The sequence below is a fragment of the Variovorax sp. N23 genome (assembly GCF_025486315.1).
Lineage (GTDB): Bacteria > Pseudomonadota > Gammaproteobacteria > Burkholderiales > Burkholderiaceae_C > Variovorax.
Window position 1 is genome coordinate 35509 of the sequence record NZ_JAOOPY010000017.1, and the last position, 21659, is coordinate 57167.

Sequence of the window (21659 nt, forward strand, 5' to 3'; positions counted from 1 at the left end):
GTGAGAGGGTGAGGTGAAAAGGGGGCGTCAGGCGAGCGATTGTTCGTACACGCCGATGTACTGTGCGGCGGCGGCCTGCCAATCGGCGGGCCGCCGCATCGCGGTGCTCCGGACCCGGCGCCAGTCGGCGGGGCGGCGGTACAGCGCGAAGGCGCGGCGCAGCGCGCGGCCGTAGCCATCGGCATCGAAGCGGTCGAAGACGAAGCCGGTGGCGTGGCCGTCGGCGATGTCTTCCAGCGTGCAGTCGACCACCGTGTCGGCCAGCCCGCCCACGCGGTGCACCAGCGGCAGGCTACCGTATTTCAGGCCGTACATCTGTGTCAGTCCGCAGGGCTCGAACATCGAGGGCACCAGGGTCACGTCGCCGGCGCCGAAGAGCCGGTGGGCGAAGCGTTCGTTGTAACCGATGGTGGTGTGCACCGACTGCGGCGCCGCCGCGGCGCGCTCGCGGAACGCGTCCTCGAGCCAGCGCTCGCCGGTACCGAGCAGCGCGAGCTGGCCGCCCTGCGCGATCAGCGCGTCGAGCCCGTCGAGCACCAGGTGCTGGCCCTTCTGCTCGGTCAGGCGGCTCACCATCACGAAGAGCGGTGCGTCGGGGTCGGTGGCCAGGCCGAGTTCCTGCTGCAGGCCGGCCTTGCACAGCGCCTTGCCGCCCGGCCGGCGCACGTCGTAGGGATGCGGCAGCAGGGCGTCGGTGCCCGGGTCCCAGACGGCGTCGTCGACCGCGTTCAGGATGCCGGTGAGCACGCCGCTGCGTCCGCGCAGCAGGCCGTCCAGGCCGCAGCCCTGTTCCGGCGTCTGGATCTCCCGCGCGTAGGTGGGGCTCACGGTGGTGAGGCGGTTCGAGAAGTAGAGCCCGGACTTCATGAACGACATCTGGCCGTGGTACTCGAGGCCGTTCACATGGAACGCCGCGGGCGGCAGGCCGAGCCCGGCGAGGTCCGAGGGCGGGAACACGCCCTGGTAGGCCAGGTTGTGCACGGTGAAGACGCTGCCGACGCGCGGCCCGCCCCGCCCGCCCGACGCGGCGTCGAAGGCCAGGTAGGCGGGCGCCAGGCCGGCGTGCCAGTCGTGGGCGTGCACCACCTCGGGCTGCCAGGCCGGATCGAGGCCGCGGGCCAGGCGGGCGGCGGCCCAGCCCAGCAGCGCGAAGCGGCGCGCGTTGTCGGCGTAGGGCTGGCGCGAAGCGTCTTCGTAGGGCGTGCCGGGCCGGTCGTAGAGCGCGGGCGCGTCGAGCACGTAGGCCGTGACGTGTGTGCCGCCCGGCGCGGCGATGCGTCCGGACAGCAGCCGGGCGCGCTGGCCCCACGGTGCCTCGATGTCGGCCACTGCGGCGGCGTCGGTGAGGCCGGCCAGGATGGACGGGAAGCCGGGCAGCAGCACGCGCACGTCCTGGCCGGCTGCCGCCAGGGCGAGCGGCAGCGCCCCAGCGACATCCGCCAGCCCGCCGGTCTTGAGAAGGGGGAAGAACTCGGCGCTGACCTGGAGGATGCGCATCAGGGGGCCGGCGTCTCGAGGCGCTGGAGCATCTCGCGCGTGATCAGCACCACGCCGGCCTCGGTGCGCTCGAAGCGCGCCGCGTCGGCACCGGCGTCTTCGCCGACCACCATGCCCGCGGGAATGACGCAGCCGCGGTCGACCACCACCTTCGACAGCCGCGCACCCCGCCCGACCTCGACGTCGGGCAGCAGGACCGCCTCGTGCACGTCGCAGAAGGAGTGGATGCGCACGCCGGAGAACAGCACCGAATCCTTCACCTTCGAGCCGGACACGATGCAGCCTCCCGAGACGATGGTGTTGACCGTCATGCCGTGATGGCCGTCGATGTCGAGCACGAACTTGGCGGGAGGCAGCTGACGCTGGTAGGTCCAGATGGGCCAGTCGGTGTCATAGATGTCGAGCTCCGGGGTGATGGACGCCAGATCGAGGTTGGCCGCCCAGAATGCATCAATCGTGCCCACGTCGCGCCAGTACACCGGCGCGTCGCCGCCGCGCGCACCGCGTGTGACGCACGACATGCCGAAGGGATGGGCCAGCGCCCGGCCCTGGGCCACGGCGCGCGGGATGATGTCCTTGCCGAAGTCGTGGCTCGACGCCGGATTGGCGTTGTCTTCCTCCAGCAGCCGATAGAGGTACGCGGCATCGAAGACGTAGATGCCCATGCTGGCCAGCGCCAGCTCGGGGTGCCCCGGCATGGCCGGCGGATCGGCCGGCTTCTCGAGGAATTCGACGACGTTGCGCTCGGCGTCGATCGCCATCACGCCGAAGGCCGTGGCTTCCATGCGGGGCACCTCGATGCAGCCGACGGTGCAGCCCCGGCCGCTCTTGACATGGTCCATGAGCATGATCGAGTAGTCCATCTTGTAGATGTGGTCGCCGGCCAGCACCACGACGTAGTCATGCCGGGTGGACCGGGTCTGCAGGATGTCGAGGTTCTGGTAGACCGCGTCGGCCGTGCCGCGGTACCAGTGCTCGTCGCCGGTGCGCTGCTGCGCCGGCAGCACGTCGACCATCTCGTTGAGCTCGGCCCGCAGGAAGCTCCAGCCGCGCTGCAGATGCCGCATGAGCGAATGCGACTTGTACTGCGTGACCACCGCCATGCGCCGGATGCCGGAGTTCAGGCAGTTCGACAGCGCGAAGTCGATGATGCGGAACTTGCCGCCGAAATACACCGCCGGCTTGGCGCGGCGGTCGGTGAGCTGCTTGAGGCGTGAGCCCCGGCCGCCGGCCAGCACCACGGCGATGGTGCGGCGAACCAGTTGATGGGCCTGCAGGGGCCGGGTCGTTGCGTCGTCGGACATGTCTCTTGTCTCGCTTCCGTGGTTCGTCAACTCAGCGTAGCACCGGGACCGTCGCCGCGCACCCTGTGCGCCAGCCACAGCGATCCCGGTGGCAATCTTTCCATGGCCGCCATCGGCCGCTCCGGCGCGCCATCGTCGTCGCTCGCCAGCCGAAGCCTCCAGGGTCCGGGCGGCAGGGCGAAGTCGACGGTGTCGGTGCCGGCATGGACCAGCACGAGCCATGCCACCTCGGTCGGCGGCGCGTCGAACAGCACCATCAGCGCCGCACGGTCGTCGCGCTCCCAGTTCGCCGGTGTCATGTCGCTGCCCTCGGGGCACAGCCACCGCAGCCCGGCGTGGGCCGTGCGGGAGGCGTCGGCCGGCCACCAGTGGGCGCTGCGCAGGGGTGCGGCCTCGCGGCGCAGCGCCAGCAGGCGGGCGACGTAGCGCTGCAGCCCGGCATCGGCGCCGGCCCAGTCGAGCCAGGTCGTCGGGTTGTCCTGGCAGTAGGCGTTGTTGTTGCCCTGCTGGGTGTGGCCGATCTCGTCGCCGGCCAGCAGCATCGGCGTGCCCTGTGACAGCAGCAAGGCGGCGAGCAGTGCGCGCTGCATCTGCGCGCGCAGCGCCAGCACGGCGGGGTCGTCGGTCTCGCCTTCGACGCCGCAGTTGCGGCTCAGGTTGTTGCCGCTGCCGTCGCGGTTGCCTTCGCCATTGGCGAGGTTGTGCCGCTCGTTGTAGCTGACCAGGTCGCGCAGCGTGAAGCCGTCGTGCGCGGTGATGAAGTTGACACTGGCCGTGGGCGCCCGCCCGCCGCGCCGGAACTGCCCGCTGGACGCGGTGAAGCGATGCGCGAAGTCGCCCAGGCCGGCGCCGTGGCGCAGCCAGAAGCCGCGTTGCGTGTCGCGGAAGCGGTCGTTCCATTCGAGCCAGCCCGGCGGGAATTCGCCGACGCGGTAGCCGCCGGGGCCGATGTCCCAGGGCTCGGCGATCAGCAGCGCGCGCGACAGCACCGGGTCTTGCGCGACCGCCGCCAGGAAGGGCGCGCGCGGATCGAACTCGCCGCCGGCGCGGCGCGCCAGCACGGTTGCCAGGTCGAAGCGGAAGCCGTCGACCCCGAGTTCGGTCACCCAGTGGCGCAGGCTGTCGGTGGCGAGTTGCACCACGCGCGGTTCGGCGAAGTTCAGGCAGTTGCCGCAGCCGGTCCAGTTCTCGTAGCGGGCGTGGTCGTCGGGGCGCAGGTGGTAATAGAGCGCGTTGTCGATGCCGCGCATCGACAGCGTGGGGCCAAGCTCGTCGGTTTCGGCGCTGTGGTTGTAGACCACGTCGATCACCAGTTCCATGCCGCGGGCATGGATCGCGTCGGCCATCGCGCGGAATTCGCTCGCGGGCGTGGTGCCGGGCCGGCCGCTCCAGTAGCGCGCCTCGGGCGCGAACCAGCCGATGGTGGTGTAGCCCCAATAGTTGCTGAGCCCCATCTTGAGCAGCCGCTCCTCGTCGGCGCGGTGCTGCACCGGCATCAGGCTCAGGGTGGTCACGCCGAGCTGCTGCAGGTGGTCGAGCACGGCAGGCTCGGCCAGCCCGGCGTAGGTGCCCTGCAATTCTGACGGGACGTCCGGGTGCCGCCGCGTCTGGCCGCGCACGTGCAGCTCGTAGATCACGCGCTCGGCGGCTGCTACCCGTGGGCGCGGCACGGTCGAAGCGCCCAGGTCGGCCGTGACGCGGGCCTTGAGGGTGACCGATGCGTTGTCGCGCGTGTCCCGCTGCGACGGATGGCCCGGCATATGCCCCAGGAACAGGTCGCTCCCGTCGTAACGGCCGACGATCGCGCGGGCGTAGGGGTCGAGCAGCACCTTGGCCGGGTTGAAGCGCTGGCCCTCGTGCGGCGCCCAGGGGCCGTGCACGCGGTACCCGTAGACCAGGCCGGCCGCCGCACCGGGGAAGCGCCCGTGCCAGACGCCGTCGGTGCAGGCTGGCAGCGCCAGCCGCTGCTGCTCGCTGTGGCCCGTGGTGTCGAACAGGCAGAGTTCCACCCGGCTGGCGTGCGGGGCGGCGAGGGCGAAGTTGATGCCCCGGGGGTCGGGGGTTGCGCCCAGGGGGTAGGGGAGGCCGGGGGTCAGCATTTTTTTGTTCAGCTTATTGGCTTGGCGTGGGTCGCCCGGCAGGCGGTGCGGGCCGGGCGACCCCGGTGCGCCGGCCGCTGCGCGGCTGCCCTGCGGTGCTCGCGCCATCGGCTGCGTCGCAGAACTCGCTGCGTTCACTTCGTTCTCTTCGCTCAGACAGCTGCGACGAGTCAGATGACGAAGCGCGCTGCGCGCGCAGCCGATGGCGCTGCGCGCCTCGGCGGCACACAGGGGATCGCCCGGCCCGCACCGCCTGCCGGGCTTGGGGTGGCGCAATCGCTGCGCTCGCCGGAAAAAGGTGCACAACGATCGCGTCCACGTCGGTGGGTGGTATGCCTTTGGGCGGCTGTTGAGGCTCCGGCGAGCACCGCAGGGGCAGGCGGATCAGGGCCGCGCGTGTCTGAGCGAAGCGAGTTTGCGCGGACCCCGCCTGACGCGAGGAGCAGCAGCGAAGCCCGAAGGGCCGGAGACGTCTGCCGCCCAAAGGCATGCCACCCATCGACGCACCCCCAAGCCGCAGAACACCAGATACGTATCGCTTCATCGCTCTCCCGGAAGACGTTTTCATTGTGCATTCGAAATTCGCCCCCAAGCCCTCCGAGCCGCCCCGGCCCGCCGCAGCCGCGATAATCCGCGTTCCCCCGGCCGACCGAGCGCCGGGCCGTTGCCAAAGCCTCATGAACCCCAGCTACCAACCCGCCGACGTCGAGTCCGCCGCCCAGGCCCACTGGACCGCGTCCGACGCCTATCGTGTCATCGAAAACGCGCGTGACGCGCGGGGCCATCCCAAGAAGAAGTACTACGCCTGCTCGATGCTGCCCTACCCCAGCGGCAAGCTGCACATGGGCCATGTGCGCAACTACACGATCAACGACATGCTCACGCGCTATCTGCGCATGTCGGGCTACAACGTGCTCATGCCCATGGGCTGGGACGCCTTCGGCCTGCCGGCCGAGAACGCGGCGCTGAAGAACGGCGTGCCGCCGGCCAAGTGGACCTACGAGAACATCGACTACATGCGCGGCCAGCTCCAGGCGATGGGCCTGGCGATCGACTGGAGCCGCGAGGTCGCGACCTGCGACCCGGCCTACTACAAGTGGAACCAGTGGCTGTTCCTGAAGATGCTCGAGAAGGGCATCGCCTACCGCAAGACCCAGGTCGTCAACTGGGACCCGGTCGACCAGACCGTGCTGGCCAACGAGCAGGTGATCGACGGCAAGGGCTGGCGCACCGGTGCCACGGTCGAGCGCCGCGAGATCCCGGGCTACTACCTGAAGATCAGCGACTACGCCCCCGAACTGCTCGAGCACACCCAGCACAAGCTGCCGGGCTGGCCCGAGCGCGTGAAGCTGATGCAGGAGAACTGGATCGGCAAGAGCGAAGGCGTGCGCTTCGCCTTCACGCACGACATCCAGGGTGACGATGGCCAGGCGATCCAGGATGGCCGCCTGTACGTCTTCACGACGCGCGCCGACACCATCATGGGCGTGACCTTCTGCGCCGTGGCGCCCGAGCATCCGCTGGCGCTGCACGCCGCCAAGCGCGACCCGAAGGTCGCCGCCTTCATCGCCGAGGCCAAGGCCGGCGGCACCACCGAGGCCGAACTCGCCACGCAGGAGAAGAAGGGCGTGCCGACCGGCCTGACGGTGACGCACCCGATCACCGACGAGCCCGTGCCGGTGTGGGTCGGCAACTACGTGCTGATGAGCTACGGCGACGGTGCCGTGATGGGCGTGCCGGCGCACGACGAGCGCGACTTCGCCTTCGCCAACAAGTACGGCATCGAGATCATCCAGGTGGTGCTGGTCGACGGCGAGCCGCAGTTCGACTACCACCGGTGGCAGGACTGGTACGCCGACAAGACGCGCGGCGTGACCATCAACTCCGACAACTTCAGCGGCATGTCCTTCAAGGAAGCCGTGGCCGCCGTGGCGCACGCGCTCGCGCAGAAGGGCCTGGGCGAGCTCAAGACCACCTGGCGCCTGCGCGACTGGGGCGTGAGCCGCCAGCGCTACTGGGGCACGCCGATCCCGATCATCCATTGCGACGAGCACGGGGCCGTGCCGGTGCCGGAGAAGGACCTGCCGGTCGTGCTGCCGACCGACTGCGTGCCCGACGGTTCGGGCAACCCGCTGCTCAAGCACGAAGGCTTCCATGCCGGCGTGGTGTGCCCGGTGTGCGGCAAGCCCGCCCGCCGCGAGACGGACACGATGGACACTTTCGTCGATTCGTCCTGGTACTTCATGCGCTACTGCGACCCGAAGAACGACCAGGCGATGGTCGGCGAGGGCGCGAAGTACTGGATGCCGATGGACCAGTACATCGGCGGCATCGAGCATGCGATCCTGCATTTGCTGTACGCGCGCTTCTGGACCAAGGTCATGCGCGACCTCGGCCTGGTGAGCTGCGACGAGCCCTTCGCCAAGCTGCTCACGCAGGGCATGGTGCTCAACCACATCTACTACCGGCGCGGCCCGTCGGGCGGCAAGGACTACTTCCCGCCGCTCGAAGTCACGCCGGTGCTCGATGCGCAGGGCCGCATCGTCGGCGGTACGCTGGCCGACGGCTCGTCGGTCGAGTACGGCGGCGTCGGCAAGATGGGCAAGAGCGAACGCAACGGTGTCGATCCGCAGGACCTGATCGAGAAATACGGCGCCGACACGGCGCGCCTGTACACCATGTTCACCGCGCCGCCCGAAGCCACGCTGGAGTGGAACGACGCCGCGGTCGAGGGCAGCTTCCGTTTCCTGCGCCGCGTCTGGAATTTCGGCGTGGCGCTGCAGGCCGCGCCGCAGCCCGCGGCCACCACCGAGTTCGGCAAGGACGCCAAGGCGCTGCGCCGCGAGGTGCACACCGTGCTGCGCCAGGTCGACTACGACTACCAGCGCATGCAATACAACACGGTGGTGTCGGGCGCGATGAAGCTGCTCAATGCGCTCGAAGGCTTCAAGTCGAGCGGCGCCGCTGGCGATGCCACCGCGCTGCGCGAGGGTTTCGGCATCCTGCTGCGCGTGCTGTACCCGGCCACGCCGCACATCGCGCAGCAGCTCTGGTCGCAGCTGGGCTATGTCGAGCCATTCGGCGAATTGCTCGACGCGCCCTGGCCGGCGGTCGACACGGCAGCGCTGGCGCAGGACGAGATCGAGCTCATGCTGCAGATCAACGGCAAGCTGCGCGGCAAGGTCGTGGTGCCGGCCGGCGCGTCGAAGGACGAGATCGAGGCGCTCGCGCTGGCGTGCGACGACTTCGTGCTGCATGCGCAGGGCGCCGCGCCCAAGCGTGTGATCGTGGTGCCGGGCCGGCTCGTCAACGTGGTGATCTGACCGAATGAACAAGACAACTGCTTCCCGCCGTCGCTTCCTGGCCGCCGGCACCGCGCTGCTCGGCCTCGCCGGTTGCGGCTTCGAACTGCGCAAGGCGCCGGTCTTCGCCTTCAAGAGCCTGGTGCTGCCGGGTCGCTCGGCCTTCACCGTCTACCTGCGCCGCAACATCGCGGCGGCCGGCACGGTCGAACTTCTGCCGCCCGAACGCACTTCCGAAGCCGACGCGGTGCTCGACATCCTCGGCGAGAACCGCGAACGTGTCGTGCTGTCGACCAACGCCGCGGGCGAAGTGCGCGAGCTCGAGCTGCGGCTGACGGTGCGCTTCCGGCTACGCACGCCGGCCGGCAAGGAACTGCTGGTGGCGGACATCTCGCAGAAGCGCGACCTGACCTACAGCGAAACCAACGCGCTCGCCAAGGAAGGCGAAGCCGAGCTGCTCTACCGCGACATGCAGAACGACGTGGCGCAGCAGCTGCTGCGACGCATGGCCGCGGTCAAGGACCTCTAGGCGCACGCATGCAGCTCGCGGCCGCCCAGCTGTCGGCGCATCTCGGCAAGGGGTTGCGCGCGCTCTACACGATCCACGGCGACGAGCCGCTGCTCGCGCAGGAGGCCGCCGATGCCATCCGCGCCGCGGCGCGCGCGCAGGGCTACACCGAGCGCAGTTCGTACACCGTGGCCGGTGCGCATTTCGACTGGAGCGCGGTGCTGGCGGCCGGCGGCTCGCTCAGCCTCTTCGCCGACAAGCAGATCGTCGAGGTCCGCATTCCTTCGGGCAAGCCCGGCAAGGACGGCAGCGCCGCGCTGCAGCGCATCGCCGAGGGCGCGGCCGGCAACGACAGCACGTTGACGCTGGTGCTGCTGCCCCGCCTGGACCGTGCCACCCGTACCGGCGCATGGTTTACCGCGCTCGAGAACAACGGCGTCAGCCTGCAGGTCGACCCGGTCGAGCGGGCCGCGCTGCCGCAGTGGATCGCGCAGCGCCTGGCGCTGCAGGGCCAGCGCGTGAAGGGCGGCGAGGAGGGCCAGCGCACGCTGCAGTTCTTCGCCGATCGCGTCGAAGGCAACCTGCTCGCGGCGCACCAGGAAGTCCAGAAGCTCGCGCTGCTGCACCCGGCCGGCGAGCTGGGCTGGGAGCAGGTCGAAGCGGCCGTCAACAACGTGGCGCGCTACGACGTCTTCAAGCTGTCCGACGCGGTGCTGGCCGGCAACCCGGTGCGCGTGGCGCGCATGCTCGACGGCCTGCGCGCCGAGGGCGAGGCCGAGGTGCTGGTGCACTACACGCTGGCCGAGGACATCCGCGCGCTCAAGCGCGTGCGCGACGCGATGAACGCCGGCCGCCCGCTGCCGATGGCACTGCGCGAGAACCGCATCTGGGGCGCCAAGGAGCAGGCCTTCGAGCGCGTGCTGCCGCGGCTCGACGACCGCGCGCTGGCGCGCCTGCTGAAGGCGGCGCACACGGTCGACGGCATCGTCAAGGGCCTGAAGCAACCCGACTGGCCGGCCAGCGGCTGGCAGGCGCTGCATCGGCTGGCGCTGATGCTGTGCCGGGCCTGCATGACGCCCGCGCGCGGCTGAGCGCGCGCTACCTTCTGCGCGCGGCCCTCAGCCCTGGCCGCGCAGCCATCGCAGCGCGTCGATCACCTCCGTCGTCGGCGGCAGGTCGGCGGTCCGCCAGACCAGACGGGCCTCGCGGTCGAACAGGCTCAGGCGACCGGAATGCCGGTCGCCGGTCGATGCAGTCGCCGGCAGGCCATCGCGGCCCAGCAGGGTGAGCAGCCGATCGAGGTCGGCGGGCGCCGGTGCCGCCGCGCGCCAGGCCGGCCCGGCCGCGAAGCGCCCCAGCCAGGCATGCAGCGCCTTCGGGTCGTCGCCGAGCGGATCGATGCTCAGCGACAGCAGCTGCACGTCGGCCATGCCGCGCACGGGCAGCGTGGCCTGCAGCGAGGCGAACAGCACCCCCTGCAGCGGGCAGATCGCGCTGCAGCCGGTGAACATCAACTGCACGACCGTGGCGTGCCCGCGCAGGGCGTCGGTCAGGGTGGTTGCGCGGCCGTCGTGGCCCCGCAGGCGCAGCGCCGGCGCGGCGATCGGCGGGCGGACGCGGCCGATGTCGTCGGCGTGCACGTGCATCGCCGCGCCACCGAACGCGGCGACGCCGGCCTGCAGGAGCTGCCGGCGGGAGATCGCGCCGGCGGGGGCACCTGTCGTGTTCATGCGGGGCCCTGTGTGAGGTAGGTCCAGAGTGCTTCGCAGCGCGCGTCGTCGATCGCGAAGCGCGGCATGCTGCGCGGCAGCACCACATGGGACGGGTCGACGCCGGTGCGCAGGGCGCGGCAGAAGGTCGCGAGCTCGTAGGCCACGGGCGGGCCACCGCGGCGTGGCAGTGCGTCGCGCAGGGACGCGCGGTCCAGCAGCGGGCCGAACGACGTCGCTCTGCCGGGCGCGTCGCGCCCGGGGCCGGTGTGGCACTGGCTGCAGCGCACGCTGCCCGAGGGCAAGGCGGTGGCATGGTCGGCCAGGGTGGCGTCGAGCGCCTCGCGGCCGTCGAAGAGCCGGGCGCCCTGGGCGCTGCGCGCGGAGGGGGCGTCCCGCTCGATCGGGACGCGGGGCAAGGCCCCGTAGACGAGCGCGGCAACCAGCGCCGCCGCCAGCAGAAGCGCCGACCGGTGGCGCCACGCGCCGGCCATGGCAGGCGATGCCACGGCCGTCAGCGGATGTTGACGGTGCGCGCCACGCTCGGCACGCCCTGCGCGTCGAGCGCGAAGAGCATGTAGTTGCCGGGCAGCAGCGTGCCGCGGTCCGAAGGGATCGCCAGCGTGTAGCGGCCGGCGTCGCCGGTGAAGGACACCGGGATGCGCCGCTGGTCGGTGTTGACCGAGTGCGTGGCCGAGGCCATGCGCACCAGCGCGAACTGGCGCACCGGGCGGTCGGTCGTGACGGCGGCCTGTGCGCCCCACGTCGTGGCGGCCGGGGCCGTCTCGAGCGTTGGGCGCGCCGCGGGGGAGCCGTCCGGCGCGAGCAGGTAGGGCGGCGTCAGGATCTCCGCGTCGGGGTGGTCGCCCGCACAGGCACACAGGCCGCCGCCGCCCGCGAGCACGCGGCCGTCGGGCAGCAGCAGGGCGATGCTGTGGTAGTTGCGCGCCTTCTTCATCGGCGGCAGCGTGACGAAGCTTTCCGTGACGGGGCTCCACAGCTCGGCCGTCAGCACGGAGAAGTCGTCGGAGAAGCCCTTGGGGTAGGTCTGGCCGCCGATCACCACCACCTCGCCATTGGGCAGGGCCACGCTGTTGACGAAGGTGCGGCCGTAGGCCATCGGCGCCACCTTGCGCACCGTCGGTGCCTTCGGCGGGCCGGCGCTGATGTCGATCACGTAGGCGGTCTTGAAGGCATTGCCGCTGTCGTGGTTGGGCGCACCGCCTAGCTTGAGGATCTTGCCGGTGTCGTACATCACGGCGCTGCCGGTCATGGCGTAGGCGTCGTCGCCGCGCAGGCCGGCCTGCACGATAGCGCCGGCGCCGCGCGTGTCGATCCAGTGCATGGCCGCGCTCGGTCCGGCCTGGAACACCCAGCCGTCCCCCTGGCCGAACAACCACATGTGGTTGTCGGCGCGGTAGACCCCGGCCGCGTCGGGTCCGTTGAGCGGTGGGTTGGCGGCGTTGGCCGCAGTGGGCATGTCGGCCGGCACCGCCGGCAACGTGCGCCAGGTCTGCGTCGTCGGCGACCACACCTCGCCGAACTTGCCGCCGTAGCCGCCGTTCCAGGAGCCGCCGACGGTGAACACGCTGCCGTCCGACAACGTGGCGCTGGCGTTGTAGGCACGGGGAATGTTCATCGTGGCCGCCGGCGACCAGCGGCCGGTGCCGGGGTCGAAGCGCGAGGTCTTGCCCGCGTCGCTGCCGCCGCTGACCAGGATGCCGCCGTCGGCCAGCATGCTGAGCCCTTCGCAGAACATCTCCTGGCCGGGGTTGGTCGTGACGGTCGGTGTCGCGATGCCGCTGGCCGGATCGAACACGGTGGTGTACGTCGCCATCCCGCCGTTGCTGCCGAAGTAGGTGGTGCCTTGCGCCGACCACAGCAGCAGCTTGCCGTCGGGCAGGTTGGCCGCCGACGCCGGCACCAGCGGCAGCGCGATCGGGTCGGTCCAGGGCCGGGCCGCGGCGGTCGACTGGGCGGCGGTGTAGCCGGCCGCCGTGAAGCGGTAGTCCACCGCCGGAAGCCAGGTGTCGCCGTGGCGGGTCTGCAGGTGGACGACCAGGGTGCCGCCGTCGGCCGGCAGCCCGGCGACGGTCAGGTGGGTGCCGCTGGTCGTGCCGTCGAACAGCGCCGCGGCGGTGCCGGGCCGCTCGACCGTGAGCCGGTAGGTGTCCGCGGCGCTGGCGGTCCAGTCGAAGCGCACGCTCGTGCCGGTGAGCTTGCTGGGCGCGCCGGGGCTCAGGAGGGTGGCGGCCTGGGGTGCGGGGGCAGGCGCTGGCGCGGGGGACGGTGCGGGCGATGGCGCCGGTGCCGGTGCCGACGGAAGCACCTCGGTGCCGGCGCCGGACCCGTCGGCCGCCGCGCCGCCGGGTTCACCGCCGCCACCGCCACCGCAGGCGGCCAAAAGGGAAAGCGTGGCGCAGGCGAACGCCAGCGTCCGTGGTTGAAACGGCTTCATATGAATTCTTTCGCATTAATGTGTGACAAGGCGCAGGCTAGCCACGCCCATGGGCCTTGGCAACCCCGGTTGAACCCGGTCGCGGCAAAATGCGTGAATGAATGCGCTCAATGTTTCGGAATACGTGCAGGCCCTCGGGCTGCAGGCCAAGGCCGCGTCGGCCCTGATGGCCAAGGCGGACGCCGCCACCAAGAACAAGGCCCTGAAGGCCCTGGCCCGGCGCCTGCGCGAGAGCGCCGCCGAGCTGGCGCCGGCCAATGCGCGCGACATCGAGCGCGCCACCGCGGCCGGCCTGTCGGCGCCGATGGTCGACCGCCTCAAGCTCACGCCGAAGGTCATCGAGACGGTGGCGCTCGGCTGCGAGCAGCTCGCCGCCATGCCCGACGTGATCGGCGAGATCAGCGGCATGAAGCAGCAGCCCAGCGGCATCCGCGTGGGGCAGATGCGGGTGCCGATCGGCGTCTTCGGCATGATTTACGAGAGCCGGCCCAACGTGACGATCGAAGCCGCCAGCCTGGCGATCAAGAGCGGTAACGCCGCCATTCTGCGCGGCGGCTCGGAAGCCATCGAGTCGAACAAGGCGCTGGCCGCGCTGGTGTCGGCCTCACTGGCCGAGGCCGGCCTGCCGGTCGATGCGGTGCAGCTGGTGCAGACCACCGACCGCGAGGCGGTGGGCCAGCTCATCGCCATGCCGCAGTTCGTCGATGTGATCATTCCGCGCGGCGGCAAGGGCCTGATCGAGCGCATCAGCCGCGACGCCAAGGTGCCGGTCATCAAGCACCTCGACGGCAACTGCCACGTCTACGTCGACGACAGCGCGCCGCTGGACATGGCGCTCAAGGTGGTCGACAACGCGAAGACGCAGAAGTACAGCCCCTGCAACGCGGCCGAAGGCCTGCTGGTGGCGGCCTCGGTGGCCGAGCTGTTCCTGCCGGAGATCGGCGCCGTGTTCGCCGCCAAGGGCGTCGAGATGCGCTGCGACCCGGCGGCCGCGCGCATCCTGCGGGCCGAGGGCGCGCTGCACGGCGAGACGGGGACGATCGTCGATGCGGTCGAGTCGGACTGGTCGGAGGAGTACCTCGCCGCGGTCATCAGCATCAAGGTGGTGGAAGGCGTGGACGAGGCCATCGCGCACATCAACCGCTACTCGAGCCACCACACCGACGCGATCATCACGCGCGATCACATCAACGCGCAGCGCTTCCTGCGCGAGGTCGACTCGGCCAGTGTCATGGTGAACGCGAGCACGCGCTTCGCGGACGGCTTCGAGTTCGGGCTGGGCGCGGAGATCGGCATCAGCACCGACAAATTCCATGCGCGCGGTCCGGTGGGGATCGAAGGCCTGACCTCCCTCAAATACGTGGTGCTGGGGCAGGGCGAGATCCGGAACTGAACCGGGTCTGAGCCGGGCCGGAGGGGGCGCGCCGGAAACGCTGTGTTTTCGGCTTGTCATCGGGGCGGGTGGCCCCAAATCCTACAATTGCAGTCCACCTTTCTGCAGATATCGCATAAGAAGGCCGCCCGCATGGTCCCCCATCTCGTCACCGCCCTGACCGGCCCGATCAACGAACTCGAACAGCGCGTCCTGGATTCCACGCCAGCGATCGAACGCTGGTTCCGCCTCGAATGGATGGAGCACACGCCGCCCTTCTACAGCTCGGTCGATATCCGCAACGCCGGCTTCAAGCTGGCGCCGGTCGACACCAACCTCTTCCCCGGCGGCTGGAACAACCTGACGCAGCAGATGCTGCCGCTGGCCGTGCAGGCGGCGCAGGCGGCCATCGAGAAGATCTGCCCCGAGGCGCGCAACCTGCTCGTCATCCCGGAGAACCACTCGCGCAACACCTTCTACCTGGCGAACATCGCGCAGCTGGTGCGCATCTTCCACATGGCCGGGCTGAACGTGCGGGTGGGTTCCATCGACCCGGCCATCAAGTCCCCCAAGAAGATCGAGCTGCCCAACGGCGACACGGTGTGCCTTGAGCCGGTGGTGCGCACCAAGCGCCGCCTGGGCATCAAGAACTTCGACCCCTGCACCATCCTGCTGAACAACGACCTGTCGGCCGGCACGCCGGGCATTCTGGAAGACCTGCACGAGCAGTACCTGCTGCCGCCGGTGCATGCGGGCTGGTCGGTGCGGCGCAAGAGCAACCACTTCCGCAGCTACGAAGAGATCTCCAAGCGCTTCGGCAAGTTGCTGGGCATCGACCCGTGGCTGATCAACCCGATGTCGAGCCTGGCCGAGGGCGTGAACCTCGGTGAAGGCGTCGGCGTCGACCTGATCACCAGCCATGTCGACGCGATGCTCACCAAGGTGCGCCGCAAGTACAAGGAATACGGCATCAACGAGAAGCCCTTCGTGGTGGTCAAGGCCGACAGCGGCCCGGGCGGCACCAGCGTGATGACGGTGCGCGATGCGCGCGAGGTGGCGGCACTGAGCGCCCAGGCGCACAGCCAGACCAGTGCGAAGGGCAGCGCGCCGGCGCTGAACGACCTGATCATCCAGGAGGGCGTGCTCACCAACGAGCGTGTGCACGACGGCGTGGCCGAACCGGTGGTCTACATGATGGACCGCTACGTGGTCGGCGGCTTCTACCGCGTGCATGCCGACCGCGGCATCGACGAAAGCCTCAAGTCGCCAGGCGCAAGCTTCGTTCCGTTGGCTTTTTCCGACAGTGCGCACCTGCCGCAGCCCGGCGCCAAGCCCGGTGCCAGCGCACCGAATCGCTTCTACATGTACGGCGTGATCGGCCGTCTGGCCATGGTGGCTGCAAGCTACGAGCTCGAGGCGACCGACCCGGACGCCGAGGTCTACGAGTGAGTCCGGGCTCCCGGCGGTAGCACATTTCATCCCCTTGCGGGGACTGGCGGCACGGGCAAAATAGCCGTCCTCTACAGCCAACGGAAATTCAGGGTGGGGTGGACGCAGCGGACGCATCCGTTGCCTCAGCCCGCCGGTGCCAGGCACCGACGCCTTTTCCCACGACTTCGTGTCAGCCCCCAAATCGTCCTCCGCCGCCCTGATCATCGGCGCCATCGGCGTCGTCTACGGCGACATCGGCACCAGCGTCCTCTATGCCACCAAGGAGGTGTTCGGTCACGGCCATGTGCCGTTCACGCACGAGAACGTCTACGGCATCCTGTCGATGTTCTTCTGGACGCTGACCATCATTGTCTCGCTCAAGTACGTGGTGCTGGTGCTGCGCGCCGACAACGAGGGCGAAGGCGGCCTGGTCGCGATGCTGGCGCTGGCCTCGCGGGCGGTGGCCGACAAGCCGCGCGTGCGCAACGTGCTGCTGGCCATCGGGATCTTCGGCACCTCGCTGTTCTACGGCGACGGGGTCATCACGCCGGCCATCTCGGTGCTGTCGGCGATCGAGGGCCTGGAGGTGGTGTCGCCGCACTTCAAGCACTACGTGATCCCGATCACGCTGGTCGTGCTGTTCTGCCTCTTCGCCGTGCAGAAGCGCGGCACGGCGGGCATCGGCAAGTTCTTCGGCCCGATCACGCTGGCCTGGTTCCTCGTGCTGGCGGTGCTGGGCGTGTCGCAGATCCTCGGCCACCCGGCGATCCTCAAGGCGGTGAGCCCGCACTACGCGCTGAAATTCATCTGGGACAACCCGATGACCAGCTTCATCGTGCTGGGCGCCACCGTGCTGTGCGTCACCGGCGCCGAGGCGCTGTACGCCGACCTCGGCCACTTCGGCAAGGGGCCGATCCGCATCGCGTGGTTCTCGGTGGTGATGCCCGCGCTCACGCTCAACTACTTCGGCCAGGGGGCCCTGCTGCTGGAGAACCCGGAGGCGGTCAAGAACCCCTTCTTCATGATGGCCCCCGAGTGGGCGCTGATCCCGCTGGTGCTACTGGCGACGATGGCCACGGTCATCGCCTCGCAGGCGCTCATCACCGGCGCCTTCAGCGTGACGCGCCAGGTCATCCAGCTGGGCTACCTGCCGCGCCTGAACATCGAGCACACCAGCGTGCGGTCGGCCGGCCAGATCTACATCCCCTTCGTCAACTGGGGCCTGTTCGTGGCCATCGTGCTGGCGGTGGTGATGTTCCGCTCGTCGAGCAACCTGGCGGCGGCCTACGGCATCGCGGTGACCACCGACATGCTGATCACCACGGTGCTCACCTTCTTCGTCATCCGCTACGCCTGGAAGCTGCCGCTGCTGCTGTGCATCGGCGCCACGGCCACCTTCTTCGTGGTCGACTTCGCCTTCTTCGCGTCGAACCTCCTGAAGCTGCCCGAAGGCGGCTGGTTCCCGCTGCTGATCGGCGGCGGCATCTTCATGCTGATGATCACCTGGAAGGAAGGCCGGCGCCTGATGGGCGAGACGCAGCGCACGGATGCGATCGACCTGCGCAGCTTCCTCGATGCCGTCTTCGTGAGCCCGCCGGCGCGGGTCGATGGCACGGCCGTGTTCCTCACCGCCGAGCCGGGCGTCACGCCCAATGCGCTGCTGCACAACCTCAAGCACAACAAGGTGCTGCACGAGCAGAACCTGTTTGTCACCGTACGCAACCACGAGGTGCCCTGGATTCCGATGGACAAGCGCATCGAGGTGGAGTCGCTCGGCCGTCACTGCTGGCAGGTGATGGTGCACTACGGCTTCAAGAACGACGTCGACCTGCCGCGCGCGCTTGAGAACGCCCGCCTGCGCGGCTGCCAGCTGGAGCCGATGACGACCAGCTACTTCCTGTCGCGCGACGTCGTCATCCCCACGCTCGGCAGCGGCATGGCGCCGTGGCGCGAGAAGCTCTTCGCGCAGATGCACCACAACGCGAGTGGCGCGGCGAACTTCCTGAACCTGCCGAACAACGCGGTGGTCGAACTGGGCTCGAAGATCGAAATCTGAGGCGGACCACGGCGACGGCAAGGTTCGTGCTTGAGGTGGGTCAGGCCCTTGCCCCGACCCCGCCATGCACCACCCCGCCACCACCGCCATGCCCTCCCTGCGCCACAGCCACTTCGAGGACGCCCAGGCGATCTTCGCCGGCACGCTGTTCGTGTCGCTGGCGCTCATCCTGTTCAACCAGGTCGGCCTCCTGACCGGCGGCGCGGCGGGCCTGGCCTTCCTGCTGCACTACGTCACCGGCATCAGCTTCGGCAAGCTGTTCTTCCTGATCAACCTGCCCTTCTACGGCTTCGCCTGGATGCGCATGGGGCGCGAATTCACGATCAAGACCTTCGTCGCGATCTCCCTGCTGTCGGCCATGACGGAGTGGTCGCCCGCGCTCTTCGCCATCGATCGCCTGCACCCGGCCTATGCGGCCGTGCTGGGCGGGCTGCTGCTGGGCGCGGGCTGCCTGTTCCTGGCGCGGCACCGCGGCAGCCTGGGCGGCGCGACCATCGTGTCGCTGTACATGCAGGAGAAGCACGGCTGGCGCGCCGGCAAGGTGCAGATGTGCATCGATTGCAGCATCGTCGCGCTGGCCTTCCTCGTCATCGAACCCAGCCGGGTGCTGTACTCGGTGCTGGCGGCGGTGGTGATGAGCGTGTTCCTCGCCGTCAACCACAAGCCCGGCCGCTACGTCGCGATGTAGCGGTGCGAGGTCGCGTGCTCAGCCGAAGTCGGCCGGCCGCTCGCGCGCCAGCGCATCCATGTGCGAGGCGATCGCGCCCGGCGTGGTGAACCACACATCGCCGCGGTCGCGCGCGCGTGCCAGGTGCCCAAGCGCCGTGCGCAGATGCCGCAGCCGGTATGGCTGCCCCACGATGTAAGGGTGCAGCGCGAGGCCCATCACCAGCGGCTGCGTGCGCGACTGGTCGAGCATTTCGTCGAAGTTGTCGATCACCATCGCCGTGAAGTCCTTCGCGTCCATCAGGCGTCCGACGATCATCGGGATGTCGTTGAGCTCCTGCGGATACGGCACCGACCAGAGCGCACCGCCGCCGCGCGTGCGCATGCGCACCGGCTGGTCGTCGTGGCACCAGTTGAGCGTGTAGCCGTAGCCGGTCTCGGCCAGCAGGTCGGGCGTCACGCTCGTCTCGGAGATCCAGGGCGAGAGCCAGCCGGCCGGGGTCTGGCCGCTCTCGCGCTGGATGCGCTCGCGGCAGCGCACCAGCAGGGCGCGTTCGTGGTCCTCGTCGAGCACGCCCTGGCGTTCGGCGTTGCTGTGGCCATGGCCGATGAGTTCGTCGCCGCGCGCCACGAAGGCCCGCACCAGCTCCGGGCAATGGTCGTAGAGGGCCGTGTTGATGAGTGCCCCCGTCGGCAGGCCCAGCGCGTCGAACAGCTCGAGGCAGCGCCAGGCACCGACGCGGTTGCCGTATTCGCGCCAGCCGTGGTTGAGCACGTCGGGCTGGGGCGAGGCCGGCCCGATGCAGGCGCCCAGCCCATCGCCGAAGGCGAAGTGCTCGATGTTGAAGCCGAGGTACACCGCCAGCCGCGCGCCGTTGGGCCACACATGGTCGGGGCGCCGCGTGATGGGGCGGTAGTCGAAGCGGTCGTGCGCGGGGAGCCGATCGGGCCAGCGTGTCGTCATGGCAGCCATTCTCGCCGTGGCGCCGCGCCGCGCCGCCGCCGCCGCCGCGGGCAGCGGCACAATCGCCCGATGCGTTTCTTCAAGGACCTGAGTCTTTCGGCCTTCACCGCGGGCTTCGTCGCGGTGCTCGTGGGCTTCACCAGTTCGGTCGTCATCGTCTTCCAGGCCGCGCAGGCCTTCGGCGCCACGCCGGAGATGATCGCGTCGTGGATGTGGGCGCTCGGCCTCGGCATGGGCCTCGCGTCGGCGTTGCCCTCGCTCTGGCTGCGCAAGCCGGTGATGATCGCGTGGAGCACGCCCGGCGCGGCGGTGCTGGCCACGGCCGGCGCGGGCTACGGCATGGGCGAGGCGGTCGGCGCCTTCATCGTGTGCGCCGCGCTCATCACGCTGGCCGGCGCCACCGGGTGGTTCGAGCGGGTGATGAACCGGATCCCGATGGCCATCGCCTCGGCGCTGCTGGCCGGCGTGCTGGCGCGCTTCGGGCTGTCGGCCTTCGCGGCGGCACAGACCGCGCTGCCGCTGGTGCTGCTGATGCTCGGCACCTACCTCGTCGGCAAGCGCCTCGTGCCGCGCTATGCGGTGCCGCTCACGTTGGGCGTCGCCATCGCGTATGCGGCGCTGCGGGGCGAGCTCGCGTGGTCGGCGGTGCACTTCAGCCTGGCGGTGCCGGTGTTCACCATGCCCGTCTTCACCTGGCAGGCGGCGGTGAGCCTGGCGCTGCCCTTGTTCGTGGTGACGATGGCCTCGCAGAACCTGCCGGGCGTGGCGGCCATCCGCGCGGCGGGCTACGACATGCCGGTCTCGAAGATCATCACGCTCACCGGCGTGGCGACGCTGGTGCTCGCGCCCTTTGGCGGCTACGCGCTCAACCTGAGCGCCATCACGGCCGCCATCTGCATGGGCCGGGAGGCGCACGAAGACCCGGCGCGGCGCTACACCGCCGCCGTGAGCTGCGGCGCGATCTATGTCGTGATCGGCCTGTTCGGCGCGGCCGTCACCGGCCTGCTCACCGCCTTCCCGAAGGAACTGGTCGCCGCCATCGCCGGGCTGGCGCTGCTGGGCACCATCGGCGGCGGCCTGGCGGCGGCGGTGCGCGACGAGTCGCACCGCGAGGCGGCGCTCATCACCTTCCTGGTCACGCTCTCGGGCGTGACCCTCGCCGGCATCGGCTCGGCCTTCTGGGGCGTGGTGGCGGGCGCCGTCGCCCTGGCGATCCAGCAGGGCGGGAAAAGAGCCGTCGCGGGCAAGGACATCGCGCCTGCCTGCAAGATCAAGCAAGACAGCAAGGTGGCACAACGCGCCGCCGGAAAGACACCATGAGCCGCAACATCCTCTTCGTCGCCGACCCGCTCGACCAGTTCAAGATCTACAAGGACACGACCTTCTCGATGATGCGCGAGGCGCAGCGCCGTGGCTGGCGCGTCGCGGCCTGCCTGCCGCAGGACCTGACGTGGAAGTCGGGCGGAGCGGTCATCGCCAACGTGCAGCAGATCACGCTGACCGGCGACGCCAAGACCTGGTACCACGTCGACATCGCCGAGTCGAAGGCGCTCAAGGACTTCGACGTCGTGCTGATGCGCAAGGACCCGCCCTTCGATGCCGAATACATCTACGCCACGCACCTGCTCGAGCAGGCCGAGCGCGAGGGCGCACGCGTGGTCAACAAGCCCCGGGCGCTGCGCGACCACCCGGAAAAGCTCGCGATCATGGAGTTCCCGCAGTTCGTCACGCCCACGCTGGTGACCCGCAGCGCGGGCGCGGTGCGCGACTTCCACGCCGAACACGGCGACATCATCCTGAAGCCGCTCGACGGCATGGGCGGCATGGGCATCTTTCGCGTCAAGCAGGACGCGATGAACCTCGGCTCCATCATCGAGACGCTCAACAAGGACGGCGCCGAGACCATCATGGTGCAGCGCTTCGTGCCGCAGATCGTCGACGGCGACAAGCGCATCCTCATCATCGGCGGCGAGCCCGCGCCCTTCGTGCTGGCGCGCATCCCGCAGGGCACCGAGGTGCGCGGCAACCTGGCGGCCGGCGGCAAGGGCGTGGCCCAGCCGCTGACGCCGCGCAACCGCGAGATCGCCGAGACCGTGGGCCGGGCGCTGGCGCCGCGCGGCCTGTTGCTGATCGGCCTCGACGTGATCGGCGACAGCGTCACCGAGATCAACGTGACCAGCCCGACCTGCTTCCAGGAGATCACCGAGCAGACCGGCTTCGACGTGCCGGCGATGTTCGTCGATGCGCTGGAGGCGGAATTGAAGAAGGGGCCGTGAGGTCGTCGGCTGCCCGC

Annotated in this window: 16 protein-coding genes; 9 read left to right on the forward strand and 7 right to left on the reverse strand. The window is 69.9% G+C overall.

The genetic code is table 11. The features are described from left to right. Positions 1 to 27 precede the first annotated feature (27 nt). The 3 genes from glgA to glgX are packed head-to-tail and all read right to left on the reverse strand — an operon-like array spanning position 28 to position 4900. Positions 28 to 1497, reverse strand: coding sequence for a glycogen synthase GlgA (gene glgA, locus N8A90_RS21475; protein WP_262077186.1), 1470 nt, complete (start codon positions 1495 to 1497; stop codon positions 28 to 30). Continuing rightward, positions 1497 to 2801, reverse strand: coding sequence for a glucose-1-phosphate adenylyltransferase (gene glgC, locus N8A90_RS21480; protein WP_262077187.1), 1305 nt, complete (start codon positions 2799 to 2801; stop codon positions 1497 to 1499). The genes glgA and glgC overlap by 1 nt, the downstream gene beginning before the upstream one ends. 26 nt (positions 2802 to 2827) lie before the next feature. Further along, positions 2828 to 4900, reverse strand: coding sequence for a glycogen debranching protein GlgX (gene glgX, locus N8A90_RS21485; RefSeq protein WP_262077188.1), 2073 nt, complete (start codon positions 4898 to 4900; stop codon positions 2828 to 2830). Positions 4901 to 5577: 677 nt separating this feature from the next. Here glgX and leuS point away from each other — a divergent pair. Genes leuS through holA form a run of 3 tightly spaced genes read left to right on the forward strand, consistent with a single transcriptional unit; the run spans position 5578 to position 9801 of the window. After that, positions 5578 to 8223: a leucine--tRNA ligase gene (leuS, locus tag N8A90_RS21490; protein WP_262077189.1), complete on the forward strand. Its 2646-nt coding sequence runs from the start codon at positions 5578 to 5580 to the stop codon at positions 8221 to 8223. A 4-nt stretch (positions 8224 to 8227) separates the two neighbouring features. Further along, positions 8228 to 8731: an LPS assembly lipoprotein LptE gene (lptE, locus tag N8A90_RS21495; RefSeq protein ID WP_262077190.1), complete on the forward strand. Its 504-nt coding sequence runs from the start codon at positions 8228 to 8230 to the stop codon at positions 8729 to 8731. A gap of 8 nt (positions 8732 to 8739) precedes the next feature. Beyond that, the gene (holA, locus tag N8A90_RS21500) at positions 8740 to 9801 is read left to right on the forward strand and encodes a DNA polymerase III subunit delta (protein ID WP_262077191.1); all 1062 of its coding nucleotides are present in this window, start codon (positions 8740 to 8742) and stop codon (positions 9799 to 9801) included. 27 nt (positions 9802 to 9828) lie between these two features. Here the strand turns inward: holA and N8A90_RS21505 are convergent, their stop codons facing one another. Genes N8A90_RS21505 through N8A90_RS21515 form a run of 3 tightly spaced genes read right to left on the reverse strand, consistent with a single transcriptional unit; the run spans position 9829 to position 12877 of the window. After that, the gene (locus N8A90_RS21505) at positions 9829 to 10440 is read right to left on the reverse strand and encodes an SCO family protein (protein WP_262077192.1); all 612 of its coding nucleotides are present in this window, start codon (positions 10438 to 10440) and stop codon (positions 9829 to 9831) included. Then, positions 10437 to 10928 carry a hypothetical protein gene (locus N8A90_RS21510; RefSeq protein ID WP_262077193.1) on the reverse strand — a complete coding sequence of 164 codons (492 nt, stop codon included), beginning with the start codon at positions 10926 to 10928 and terminating at the stop codon, positions 10437 to 10439. The genes N8A90_RS21505 and N8A90_RS21510 overlap by 4 nt, the downstream gene beginning before the upstream one ends. Positions 10929 to 10933: 5 nt before the next feature. Then, a complete protein-coding gene (locus tag N8A90_RS21515; RefSeq protein ID WP_262077194.1) occupies positions 10934 to 12877 on the reverse strand; it encodes a galactose oxidase-like domain-containing protein in 1944 nt (647 codons plus the stop codon). 97 nt (positions 12878 to 12974) lie between these two features. Between N8A90_RS21515 and N8A90_RS21520 the strand changes: the two genes are divergently transcribed. From N8A90_RS21520 to N8A90_RS21535, 4 genes are all read left to right on the forward strand, one after another. Next, entirely contained in the window at positions 12975 to 14270 is a 1296-nt protein-coding gene (locus N8A90_RS21520) for a glutamate-5-semialdehyde dehydrogenase (protein WP_262077196.1), read from the forward strand. A 132-nt stretch (positions 14271 to 14402) separates the two neighbouring features. Continuing rightward, the gene (gene gshA / locus N8A90_RS21525; protein WP_262077197.1) at positions 14403 to 15698 is read left to right on the forward strand and encodes a glutamate--cysteine ligase; all 1296 of its coding nucleotides are present in this window, start codon (positions 14403 to 14405) and stop codon (positions 15696 to 15698) included. Between the two features lie 169 nt (positions 15699 to 15867). Next, the gene (locus N8A90_RS21530; RefSeq protein WP_262077199.1) at positions 15868 to 17736 is read left to right on the forward strand and encodes a potassium transporter Kup; all 1869 of its coding nucleotides are present in this window, start codon (positions 15868 to 15870) and stop codon (positions 17734 to 17736) included. A gap of 64 nt (positions 17737 to 17800) precedes the next feature. Beyond that, on the forward strand, positions 17801 to 18424 hold the full coding sequence (locus N8A90_RS21535; protein WP_262077200.1) for a YitT family protein: 624 nt from the start codon (positions 17801 to 17803) through the stop codon (positions 18422 to 18424). 18 nt (positions 18425 to 18442) lie between these two features. On the opposite strand, the gene N8A90_RS21540 is transcribed toward N8A90_RS21535, so the two are convergent. Next, positions 18443 to 19366, reverse strand: coding sequence for a polysaccharide deacetylase family protein (locus N8A90_RS21540; RefSeq protein WP_262077201.1), 924 nt, complete (start codon positions 19364 to 19366; stop codon positions 18443 to 18445). Positions 19367 to 19435: 69 nt separating this feature from the next. Here N8A90_RS21540 and N8A90_RS21545 point away from each other — a divergent pair, with 69 nt between their 5' ends. Both N8A90_RS21545 and gshB read left to right on the forward strand, forming a co-directional pair. Next, positions 19436 to 20686, forward strand: coding sequence for a benzoate/H(+) symporter BenE family transporter (locus tag N8A90_RS21545; RefSeq protein ID WP_262077202.1), 1251 nt, complete (start codon positions 19436 to 19438; stop codon positions 20684 to 20686). Beyond that, positions 20683 to 21642, forward strand: a complete 960-nt coding sequence (gshB, locus tag N8A90_RS21550; protein ID WP_262077203.1) for a glutathione synthase — start codon at positions 20683 to 20685, stop codon at positions 21640 to 21642. The genes N8A90_RS21545 and gshB overlap by 4 nt, the downstream gene beginning before the upstream one ends. Positions 21643 to 21659 lie beyond the last annotated feature (17 nt).